General features: G+C 46.0%; 8 protein-coding genes and 2 pseudogenes. 8 read left to right on the plus strand and 2 right to left on the minus strand.

Annotated features, from left to right (window positions below; all coding sequences use genetic code 11):
* From tpiA to mfd, 7 genes and pseudogenes are all read left to right on the plus strand, one after another.
* A partial coding sequence (tpiA, locus tag Q0R35_RS01080) for a triose-phosphate isomerase (RefSeq protein ID WP_295613599.1) occupies positions 1 to 709 on the plus strand: 709 nt, incomplete at its 5' end.
* 221 nt (positions 710 to 930) lie between these two features.
* Positions 931 to 1,836 (plus strand): hypothetical protein, encoded by a 906-nt coding sequence (locus Q0R35_RS01085; RefSeq protein ID WP_295613601.1) that lies wholly within the window; start codon positions 931 to 933, stop codon positions 1,834 to 1,836.
* A 286-nt stretch (positions 1,837 to 2,122) separates the two neighbouring features.
* Positions 2,123 to 3,250, plus strand: coding sequence for a phosphate ABC transporter substrate-binding protein PstS (pstS, locus tag Q0R35_RS01090; RefSeq protein ID WP_295613603.1), 1,128 nt, complete (start codon positions 2,123 to 2,125; stop codon positions 3,248 to 3,250).
* A gap of 5 nt (positions 3,251 to 3,255) precedes the next feature.
* Positions 3,256 to 4,218, plus strand: coding sequence for a phosphate ABC transporter permease subunit PstC (pstC, locus tag Q0R35_RS01095; RefSeq protein WP_295613605.1), 963 nt, complete (start codon positions 3,256 to 3,258; stop codon positions 4,216 to 4,218).
* Positions 4,219 to 4,528: 310 nt separating this feature from the next.
* Complete coding sequence (gene pstA / locus Q0R35_RS01100) at positions 4,529 to 5,422, plus strand: phosphate ABC transporter permease PstA (RefSeq protein WP_295613607.1); 894 nt, start codon at positions 4,529 to 4,531, stop codon at positions 5,420 to 5,422.
* Positions 5,423 to 5,746: 324 nt separating this feature from the next.
* Positions 5,747 to 6,544 (plus strand): phosphate ABC transporter ATP-binding protein PstB, encoded by a 798-nt coding sequence (pstB, locus tag Q0R35_RS01105; protein ID WP_295613609.1) that lies wholly within the window; start codon positions 5,747 to 5,749, stop codon positions 6,542 to 6,544.
* A 230-nt stretch (positions 6,545 to 6,774) separates the two neighbouring features.
* Positions 6,775 to 10,182, plus strand: a pseudogene (gene mfd / locus Q0R35_RS01110) (transcription-repair coupling factor).
* Between the two features lie 16 nt (positions 10,183 to 10,198).
* Here mfd and Q0R35_RS01115 read toward each other — a convergent pair.
* Together Q0R35_RS01115 and Q0R35_RS01120 are read right to left on the minus strand one after the other, a co-directional pair.
* Positions 10,199 to 10,714, minus strand: coding sequence for a GNAT family N-acetyltransferase (locus Q0R35_RS01115; RefSeq protein WP_295613611.1), 516 nt, complete (start codon positions 10,712 to 10,714; stop codon positions 10,199 to 10,201).
* Entirely contained in the window at positions 10,714 to 10,989 is a 276-nt protein-coding gene (locus tag Q0R35_RS01120; protein WP_295613613.1) for a DUF1778 domain-containing protein, read from the minus strand. The genes Q0R35_RS01115 and Q0R35_RS01120 overlap by 1 nt, the downstream gene beginning before the upstream one ends.
* A 184-nt stretch (positions 10,990 to 11,173) precedes the next feature.
* Between Q0R35_RS01120 and Q0R35_RS01125 the strand changes: the two are divergent.
* A pseudogene (locus Q0R35_RS01125) lies at positions 11,174 to 11,412 on the plus strand (isoprenylcysteine carboxylmethyltransferase family protein); the annotation flags it as partial.

Genomic DNA, 11,412 nt, shown 5'->3' on the forward strand with positions numbered 1-11,412 from the left:
TGCTGGCAATTGGAAAATGTATAAAACCCAGGGGGAAGCCGCTGAGTTTTTGATGGAATTTATGCCCCAGATCGATGATGCTCCTGAAGATCGGGAAGTGGTTCTGTGCGTGCCATTTACCGATTTAACGATCGTTAATAAAAGTCTGCATGGCAATCGGATCCGCTTGGGTGCCCAAAATGTTCACTGGGAAGAATGTGGAGCTTATACAGGTGAAATCTCTGCCAGTATGTTGACCGAAATGGGCGTAAGATATGCGATCGTCGGACACAGCGAACGCCGTCAGCTTTTTGGCGAAACCGACGAGACAGTGAATCTACGACTTAAAGCCGCACAGGCTGGTGGTTTAATTCCGATTTTGTGCGTGGGTGAAACCAAGCAACAGCGGGATGCTGGCGAAACAGAACGGGTAATTATCAGTCAATTAGAGCGTGGGTTAGTCGGAGTCGATCTCGATCGATTGGTAATAGCCTACGAGCCAATTTGGGCGATTGGAACTGGCGAAACTTGCGAAACTACCGAAGCTAATCGCGTCATTGGCATCATTCGAGATCGATCGAAAAACCCTAATATTACCATTCAATATGGCGGTTCGGTCAAGCCGAGCAACATCGACGAAATCATGGCACAGCCCCATATCGATGGCGTTTTAGTTGGCGGTGCGAGTTTGGCTGCTGCTGATTTTGCGAGAATTGTTAATTATCAATAATTTTTACGCATCTACCCCCGTTGGCGTAGCCTCTTCGAGAACGAGAATCGTCAATTTAGCCCCTTCCTTACTTACCAACTACTAGCCAACAACAGGAAGGGTATCGCTGCTTGTCGGTTGCACAGCCTTCTCCTGAGGGAATAGCTCAGACCGAGTGTGGATATAAAAGCGATCCGATCGATTAAAATAGCATCATGTTAAGTTAAAAAACCATAGGGCAAATGCCTGAAAGAGCTATCAATACAAGAAGTGCCACGGGTTTTATGCTGGTGTTGATTCCAGCCGCACTAACAATGTCTGCGCTATTTGTAGCGTGGCCGATAATATTGGGTGTGACTTTAGCCATCGCTGGTGGAAATATTTGGCAAAATTATGAATGGTCGAAAACGACTCGATCGATCGACCCGGTTTTCCAAGAATTAATTATTCAAAATCGAGGCGAAATTACTTCCCTCGATCTCTCGCTCAATGCAAATATTTCGGGTGCAGTGTCCAATCGATATTTGACTGCTAAAGCTAGTGAATTTGGCACGGGGAGTCGCCAACATCCCGATCTCGGACAGGTTTATTATTTTGTGACAGTCAGTACTCTGGGTCGAATTTTTGACGATAGCGAGCTAGAGCCGCCAGCAATTATGCCAGCGACAACTCCAGTCGCTGCTTTCGAGCAAGTCGTCCGTCAGCCAGAATTAGCAGTGGCAGAAGTAGTACGTCAGCCTGAAGCAAATAGCCCTATAGCTGAGTTGAGTCAGGCTAATTTACCACCACCAGTAGAGACTACATTTACTCCTGTAGTTGCCCAAGCCACCCAGATTGCCGATGTGCCAGATGAAACTGCCGGATCGAGCGACCCCATTGAGTTACCCGATCGATCGGCAGCGGCAATTGTGGCCGAAATAGATCGAGAAATCGTCCCCGATCCGGCTCAACCTCAGCAGCAACCCCCAGCTAATTCGGTGGTAATTATCCAATCCGAACTCGCCAAACGACTGGACGTACACTCTAGTACGATCTATAAGCGGCGGAGCGAAGAAAATTTTACCGATTGGACGCGCAATCGCGATCCGGAAGGGATCGCTTGGGGCTATGCCGAAGCCACGAAGGAATACTATCAAGTAAATACTTAATTTCCTTTCACAGAGGCTATTTATTGCCTGTAATGGTTGACCATTGCAGGCATTTTTTTATGGCAATACTATCTCTAATGTTTACTTATAGCAAATTTTAACCTGTTGTTAACCATGAGATCTCCACAATCGATCTATGCTCTGTTATGTTCGATCGCAAATTATTTCAATCCTAATTAATGATTGCCAGCAAATGGTTGAGGATTCAGGCATTAAATTAACTGACTTTAAGCCATCATTATTTGAGATAATTTAGATTAAGCATAAATTTTGAGGAGAAATCGGCATGAATAACCATAGTACATCGAGCATGATTAGGTTTAGACGCACGATCGGGATCGGCATCGCCCTGACAATGGGCATGACAATCTCTGCCTGTACGCCCAAGAGTCCCGATGTGGCAACCCCACCTACAGGCGGAACTGGGACTGCGCCTGCATCATCGCCAGCGAGTGGCGGTGGGGGTGGTTCTTCGCTTAGTGGTGCGGGGGCATCTTTTCCTGCGCCGCTCTATCAACGGTGGTTTGCCGATTATAACAAGGCAAATCCTGGCACTCAGATCAGTTACCAGTCGGTCGGTAGTGGTGCTGGCATCGAGCAATATTTAGCAGGTACAGTCGATTTTGGTGCGACCGATGCACCCTTAAAAGCAGAAGAACGTGCTAAATTTAAAGCTAAATATAGTGCAGAACCAATCCAAGTACCCATGACTGGCGGTAGCGTCGTATTTGCCTACAACCTAGATGGGGTCAAAGATTTAAAACTATCCCGCGCTGCCTATTGTGGCATTGTCGCAGGTAAAATTACCAAATGGAACGATCCGGAGATCGCTAAAGCCAACGCTGGTGCTAAACTACCCGACCAAACGATCCAATTCGTGCATCGATCGGATGGTAGCGGTACTACTTATCAGTTTACAACACACCTCAAAGCAGCTTGTCCGGTGTGGACTGCGGGCGCAAATAAGTCGGTCTCTTGGCCAGTAGGGACAGGTGCTAAAGGTAATGAAGGTATCGCCGCCCAGATTCAACAAACCCCCAATTCGATCGGCTATGTTGAGTATGCCTATGGTAAACAAACTAGTCTAGCAATGGCGGCGATCGAAAACAAATCTGGCAAACTCATCGCACCATCTCCAGAGGCAGGTGCTGAAGCATTTGTTGGTGAAAAGATACCCGCCGATCTCGCCCTGACGGTGGCTGATTCCGCTAACCCAAAAGCTTACCCGATTTCTGGTCTGACATGGCTGTTACTCTATCCTCAGTCTAAAGATGCTGCCAAACAGACAGCCTTAAAAGCCGTAATTGACTGGTCGTTGACAACTGGTAAGGCTACAGCCACCGAGCTTGGCTACGTACCGCTAGATGCCGAACTGACTACCAAAGTCAAAGCCGAACTTGCCAAAGTTAAATAAACTTTATGACTTCACCATCGCCCTCATCTAAAGAAGGACTTCTAGAAGCGTCCACTCGGTTTAATCCCGTCCGCGCACTCGACCAAAATTTTCGCAGATTGACGTTAGGGCTGGCAATTAGCGTAGGTGCGATCCTCCTCTGGATCGCTTACTCGCTCCTGATTATCGCCATCCCAGCGATTCAAGCCTTTGGTTTAGGGTTTTTGGTAGATAGCACTTGGGATCCGGTCAAGAATATCTATGGGGCACTACCTCACGTATATGGTACCGTCCTGAGTTCGCTACTCGCCCTAATATTTGCCGTGCCGTTGGGAGTTGGGGTCTCTATTTTCTTGACCGAAAACTTTCTACAGCAAAAAATTCTCCGCCCGATCGCATTTATAATCGAACTGCTGGCAGCGGTACCCAGTGTGGTTTATGGCTTGTGGGGACTATTTGTGTTTCTACCTGCCATCAAGCCGCTACTCCAAGGACTTCACAACTTCTTTGGCTGGATTCCGTTCTTCTCGACCGAACCTGGCGGTCGGCAGTTATTTGGAGCATCATTGGTACTAGCAATCATGATTTTACCGACAATTATCGCAATTTCCCGCGATACCCTTACCTCGCTACCGCCCAAACTCCGTCAGGGAGCTTATGGACTGGGGGCGACGCGCTGGGAAACGATCGTGTTAGTGCTGTTACCTGCCGCACTGTCAGGAATTGTGGGTTCGGTGATGTTGGCACTGGGGCGCGCTTTGGGCGAAACTATGGCTCTAGCGATGTTGGTGGGTAATGCCAACACCGTCAATATTTCGTGGTTGGCTCCTGCTTCGACGCTATCTTCGTTAATTGCCAACCAATTTGGCGAAGCCAGCGGTCTTCAGAAGTCTTCGTTGTTTTATGAAGCGTTGATTTTAATGGTGTTAACCCTGTTAGTAAACGTACTCGCTCAAGCCTTGGTGAGTCGCTTTCAGCAGGTTGAGTAGCGTAGATCTTTACCCCACACTTCTCCTTACGGAGACGCTATGCTACGGCTGTCGCTCAGTGCATCGTCCCAACCCTCCCCTTATCAAGGGGAGGGAGTAAGAAAGCCCTCTTTGATAAGGCTACCGCGTACCGACAAGTTATTTGAGTTGCTGCGTAGTCCCTTTACCCCACCCCAACCCTCCCCTGATCACGGGGAGGGAGTAAGAAAGCCCCCCTTTATAAGGGGGGTTGGGGGGGTAAATCAACCTCAAACGAAGTCTAGCCACCTCGCATCCGCACAACTCCATGCCGCCTAATTAGGTGAAAATTATGACTCCCTTATCTTCTCAAATGTCTGCTCAACCCGATGGCGGTGACGTTGATTTTGGCGTTTCTTCCGGTCGCCAGCTATTTGGCAAAGTCATGACTGGCTTGGTGTTTGCCTGTGTGGCGATCGCAATTATCCCCTTGGCTTCGATTCTATTTATGGTCGTCGCCAATGGCTTGGGTGGGTTTTCGCCAGCAGTATTCACCGAGCTACCACCAGCGGCTGGGATGTCTGGTGGCGGGTTTAGAAACGCGATCGTCGGTACCTTAGTTACCTGTGCGATCGGTGCGATAATTAGCGTACCGTTTGGGATATTAACCGCAATTTACACTGTTGAATTCAGTCAGGGCAATTGGATATCCCAGTTCGTCCGTTTTTGTACCAATGTCTTGAGCGGCGTACCCTCAATTATTGCAGGTCTATTTGCCTACGGAATTGTGGTACTGCTAACTGGTGGCTTTTCCGCAGTCGCTGGTGGTGTAGCATTATCGGTGTTAATGTTGCCAACCATCATTCGTACCTCCGAAGAAGGTCTTAAATCTGTTCCCAAAGCCACCCGCTTGGCAGCCGTCGGTATTGGTGCGACTAATTTTCAGACAGTGACTCAAATCGTTCTACCCGCAGCAATGCCATTTATCGCGACAGGTGTAACACTCGCGATCGCTAGAGCAGCAGGAGAAACAGCACCACTACTGTTTACCTGTTTATTCAATCAATACGATATTAAAGGCCCGTGGGAGCCGACAGCAACACTCTCGGTTTTAATCTACAACTTTGCGATTTCTCCTTATAAGAATCAACAACAGTTAGCTTGGGTAGCGGCTTTAATTATTGTAGTCATAATTTTGGTCATTAGTATTATTGCGCGGATTGTTTCTTATCGGAAGGTTTACTAGATTGGCTTGCCGTATTAATTGCGGTAATCTTTAGCAGAATCGGTACTATTTTGCAAAATCGTCAGGTAAATTTGAGGGTGTGTGCTAGCATGATGTCCCAATTCGGTCGAGTGTTGAGAATACCATGCAAAGAATCTGTGGCGATCGCGATCGACTCGGATACAATTGAAGTAGGGTAACGATCTATATTGGTGTGAATGTTTGTGGATTGACGGGGGCTGCGACGGTAACCTCTAGAATCAGATCGTCCGCGTTCGCACCGATTCCTAAATATAATAATTTCCGCTTATCTCCTAGACTTTTTATCCTTTATCCGCTCATTTTATGGTCAGTAATCAAACAGATCGAGACATCGTAATTAAGACAGATAACGTCTCAATTTTTTACGGTGCCTTTCAAGCCGTGCGCAATGTGTTTCTAGATATTCCTAAAAATAACGTAGTTTCTTTTATCGGCCCTTCTGGTTGCGGTAAAAGTACGCTGCTGCGCTGTTATAACCGCTTGAACGATCTGATTCCCAATGCCAGAGTAGAAGGTGCAATTACCTATCGGGGTAACAATCTCTACGATTCTAAGATCGATCCAGTTGAAGTCCGGCGGCGAATTGGCATGGTATTCCAACAGCCGAATCCATTCCCCAAATCTATTTATGACAACGTTGCCTTTGGCTTAAAAATTGCTGGCTTTAAAGGCAACATTGACGAGCGAGTAGAGCAATCGCTCCGTAGAGCAGCACTGTGGGAAGAAGTTAAAGATAAGCTCCAGCAAAGCGGTTTATCGCTTTCTGGCGGACAACAACAGCGGTTGTGTATTGCCAGAACTATCGCCGTCGAGCCAGAAGTAATCTTAATGGACGAACCCTGTTCGGCACTCGATCCGATTTCTACCGTCCAAATCGAAAATCTGATCCACGAGTTAAAAGATCGGTTTACGATTATTATCGTTACCCACAATATGCAACAAGCAGCACGGGTATCGGATAAAACCGCCTTTTTTAACGCTGAAGCTGGAGCGGGTGGTAGCCGTTTTGGTTACTTAGTAGAATACGACGATACTCGCACTATCTTTAATTCTCCCAAAGAAGAGCGCACTCAAGAATATATCAGCGGTCGATTTGGCTAAATTTGCCTAGTATTCACCATCTTAAATTATTTCCTAACTAGGGGCAATTCATGAATTGCCCCTATTTGAATTGGCTAATTGCCAATTTAGATCGATCGTCATTACCCCTTTAAAAATTCGATCGAACCATCTAGACTGAGGATTAGAGCCTATTCTAATCTTTTAAAGATCTGTACAAATCGCTCCCCGTCCCCACACCTCCCACACCTCCCACACCGCTGACTTAAACGATGGCTTTTTCTGCACTGATTCGTACCCTCGAACGCTCCCAACTGACGGTGGAACTGCTCTCCAAGCTACAGCAGCAAGCAAGGCTGCATTTGAGTGGATTACCTCGGTTGCCTAAAGGCTTGGTGGCTTCAGCTTTAGCACAAGCATCCGAACAACATTTAGTGGTGGTGACGGCGACTGTAGAAGAAGGTGGCAGATGGGCGGCTCAATTAGAGGCGATGGGCTGGAAAAGTGTCCATTTCTACCCAACGACAGAATCATCGCCCTACGGGGCAAATAGCCTTGAATCTGAGATGATTTGGGGACAGATGCAGGGGTTAGCAGAGGTGCGATCTTTACGAGTTCCAGGAACCGAAGGGCTTACACTGAGCGGAGCCGAAGTGGAAACGCGAGGACGAGTCGCGATCGTCTGTACCACGTTAGCTTTGCAGCCACATTTACCGTCGCCAGAAGAGTTTGACGAGCGATGTTTGCGCTTGCAGGTGGGTGATGAGGGCGATGTCGAGCGGCTCGGTACTCAGTTGGTAATGTTGGGCTACGAGCGCGTGCCGTTGGTAGAGACTGAGGGACAATGGAGTCGGCGGGGGGATATTATCGATATTTTCCCGGTGGCGGCGGAATTACCAGTGCGGCTGGAGTGGTTTGGGGATGAGTTGGATAAGCTGCGAGAATTCGATCCGAGTACGCAACGTTCGCTCGATAAAATTGAAAGTTTGCTGCTAACTCCAGTAAATTTTAGAACGATTTTTGGCGAAGATAGTGCAGCGGCGCGCTACTCTTTATTAGATTATTTACCAGCTAATTGTCTAGTCGCAATCGATGAATTCGATCGGTGTCAGGCACATAACGATCGGTGGTGGGAGTATATTCAAGAGGAGTGGGAAACATTACCCGCCGGGACTCCAGTTTGGCATCAGCAGTTTAATGTTAGTGTTGCGAAGATTGCGGAGCGATTTAAGTATATACAATTAGATGAATTAGCCGTGAGCGGTGAGGGTTTAAATTTAGCCTGTCGATCGATTCCCACAATTCCCCATCAGTTTGCTAAAATTGCCGAAACTTTGCGGGGTTATCACAAACAAAGTTATTCGAGTTGGTTGGTATCTGCTCAACCCTCGCGATCGGTATCATTATTACAAGAACACGATTGTCCAGCTCAATTTGTGCCCAATCCCCGCGATTTTCCGGCGATCGATAAGCTACAAATTCAGCATACGGCGGTAGCAATTAAATATTCGGGCGTGGCAGAATTAGAAGGCTTTATTTTACCCACATTTCGGATGGTATTAGTTACCGATCGGGAGTTTTTCGGGCAGCAATCTTTAGCAAGTTTTAGCTATACGCGCAAACGCCGTCAGGCGGCATCTAAACAAGTCGATCCGAATAAATTGCGTCCTGGCGATTATGTGGTACATCGCAATCATGGGCTGGGTAGATTTGTGAAATTTGAAAGCATTCAAACTGATGATACTTTACGCGACTATTTAACGATTCAATATGCCGATGGTTCGCTTAAAGTACCAGCAGATCAGGTGGGCGTATTATCGCGATTCAGACAAGCAGCAGGAGCTAAGCCAGAGTTAAATAAACTATCGGGACAAGCATGGGAAAAGACCAAGGCAAAAGTCAAGAAATCGATTAAAAAGTTAGCATTCGACTTGCTAAAATTATATGCCGAGCGATCGCAAAAAGAAGGCTTTTCCTTTCCACCTGATGCACCTTGGCAACAGGAACTAGAAGACTCATTCCGCTATCAACCAACACCCGATCAATTGAAAGCAACTCAAGATGTCAAGCGGGATATGGAAAGCGATCGACCGATGGATCGATTGGTATGCGGAGATGTCGGTTTTGGTAAAACTGAAGTAGCCATTCGGGCGATCTTTAAAGCCGTTACCGCCAATAAACAAGTCATCTTTCTCGCACCGACGACAATTTTAACCCAGCAACATTACCATACCCTTAAAGAACGCTTTGCCCCCTATCCAATTAATGTCGGATTGCTGAATCGGTTTCGGACGGCGGAAGAACGCAAAGATATTTTACAACGTCTCAAAACTGGCGAATTAGATATCGTGATTGGCACTCATCAACTCTTAAATAAAGAGTTGAGATTTAAAGATTTAGGATTATTAACGATCGATGAAGAACAACGATTTGGAGTCAATCAAAAAGAAAAAATTAAAACTCTCAAAAGTCAGATTGATGTCTTAACTCTTTCCGCAACACCCATCCCGCGCACCTTGTACATGTCCCTTTCTGGCGTGCGAGAAATGAGCTTAATTACCACACCGCCACCATCTCGCCGCCCGATCGCCACTCATTTATCACCTTATAAAATCGAAGCAATATCGACAGCAATTCGGCAAGAACTCGATCGCGGCGGACAAATATTTTATGTAGTGCCGCGCATTGAAGGTATTGAAGAAACTGCTGGCAAAATTCGCGAACAAGTTCCCTCTTGTCGGATTGCGATCGCCCACGGACAAATGGACGAAGCCGAGCTAGAATCGACGATGTTGACATTTAGTAATGGCGATGCCGATTTACTCGTTTGTACGACAATTATCGAATCGGGCTTAGATATTCCGCGCGTTAATACGATTTTAATTGAAGATGCTCACCGCTTTGGTTTATCCCAATTGTATCAATTAAGAGGGCGCGTCGGACGGGCGGGAATTCAAGCTCACGCCTGGTTATTTTACCCTAAAGAGTCAACCCTATCCGAGACAGCCAGACAGCGGTTAAAAGCGATTCAAGAGTTCACTCAGTTGGGTTCTGGTTACCAGTTAGCCACTCGCGATATGGAGATTAGAGGTGTCGGTAATTTATTAGGTGCCGAACAATCGTGACAGATGGATGTAATTGGCTTTGACTTATACATGGAAATGTTGCAAGAAGCAATTAAAGAAATTCGCGGACAGGAAATTCCCCAAGTTGATGATACTCAAATCGACCTCAAAGTAACAGCGATGATTCCTGCCGATTATATCTCCGATTTAGAGCAAAAAATGAGTGCTTATCGATCGGTAGCCGCCGCCGATACCAAACAAGAACTAGTCAATATTGCCGCCGAATGGCACGATCGATATGGCGAAATTCCCAAACCAGCTCAACAATTATTTCGCATCGTCGAACTCAAACAAATTGCCAAACAACTCGGCTTTAGTCGGATTCGTCCCGATGGTAAACAACACATTATTTTAGAAACACCAATGGCGGAACCCGCTTGGAATTTACTCGCCGAATATCTAACCGATAGTTCGCGATCGCGCTATGTTTATAGTACGGGTAAAGTCACTGCCAGAGGCTTAGGCGTATTGCGCCCTCACGAGCAAGTAGAAACCCTAATCGATGTACTAAGTAAGATGGAAGGGGTCTTAATGACTAGTAGTTCGATCGCCTAAGTTAACGATCGTTTATTCACTCGATTTCTAATACTTTCTTTGAATCTTTCAAGAGCAGAAATAGAGACAATGAATCGATCCGACTAGGCTCAAAATTAAATTTCTCGTACCATAATTTTACATCTGAATTCTTCGCATTGAAGAGTAAAGCGCGGATACCTGCTAGATCGGCTGCTGGAGCAGTACGTTTGAGAGCATCTTTAAGTAAACCTTCACCCACACCACGATTCTGAAACTCTCGATCCACAGCCAAACGTGCCAAAATCATGACTGAAATTGGATGTTTTGGTTGTCCCTTAGTTACTCGACTAGGAGCTTGGGAATGGATGACCGAACCCACTGTTAAGCTATAGTAACCAATTACACCACCTTCATAAATACCGATATATGTTTGACTACTGTTAGCTTTTTGATTTTGGTAAGCATATTTATGCAGAAATTGATTTAGTTCTGCTTGTCCACAATCAAAGTCAGTTACTAAATGAGCAGATGTTAATTTTTCAATATATGGTTGAGACTCAAAATCAGGCATCAATCAAAAACCCCTGGTTCAGTCAGTAGTTTTTTGAGCTGAGGCTTATCTTCTACTGGTCGATCTAGTGCGGCTTGAAATGCTTGCCAGCGATCGTCATCAAGGACAAATAGTCGGCGATCTGCTAGAGTTGCTGCTGCGGCTTGCAACCCATTTTCTAATAAAAATTCGCTCACACTTTTGTGCGAAGTTGCGGCTGCTTGTTGCAGCAATTGTTTAGCCGCTACCGTAGTACGCACATCAATTCGTTCGGTCTTAGATTCTTTAGCACTCATTATTAATTGTGAGATTTTAGACGCTGTTAACTAATATTGTACACACAATGTCAGGACAGCGATTGCACATCAGACTCAACAGACGATTGAGATCTCGATCGACTCAGACCAGAACCGATGAGATTCGTGTAATAATTATTACCAACACGTCGATCGCTTACATATTGTTAGAGAGTTAGACTTTATGAAAATGTTTCTTAAATCCGCCGGACTAGTTTTAGCATTAGTGGCGGTAATTGGATTATTAATCGTTCTTCCTGCTTGGCAATTTAGAGTGGTGCAAGATTGGCGAATAATCTTGTTATCAATCGGTTATTTTACATTCTTTCTAGGAACCGTATGGCGCGTAATTCGATATGGTGAATTAGTAAAACGGAAAGAAGATTTACAAGTTAAAGAAACTTCAGGACGAATTGCTTCGCT

This window comes from Chamaesiphon sp. GL140_3_metabinner_50, from assembly GCF_025361915.1.
GTDB lineage: Bacteria > Cyanobacteriota > Cyanobacteriia > Cyanobacteriales > Chamaesiphonaceae > Chamaesiphon.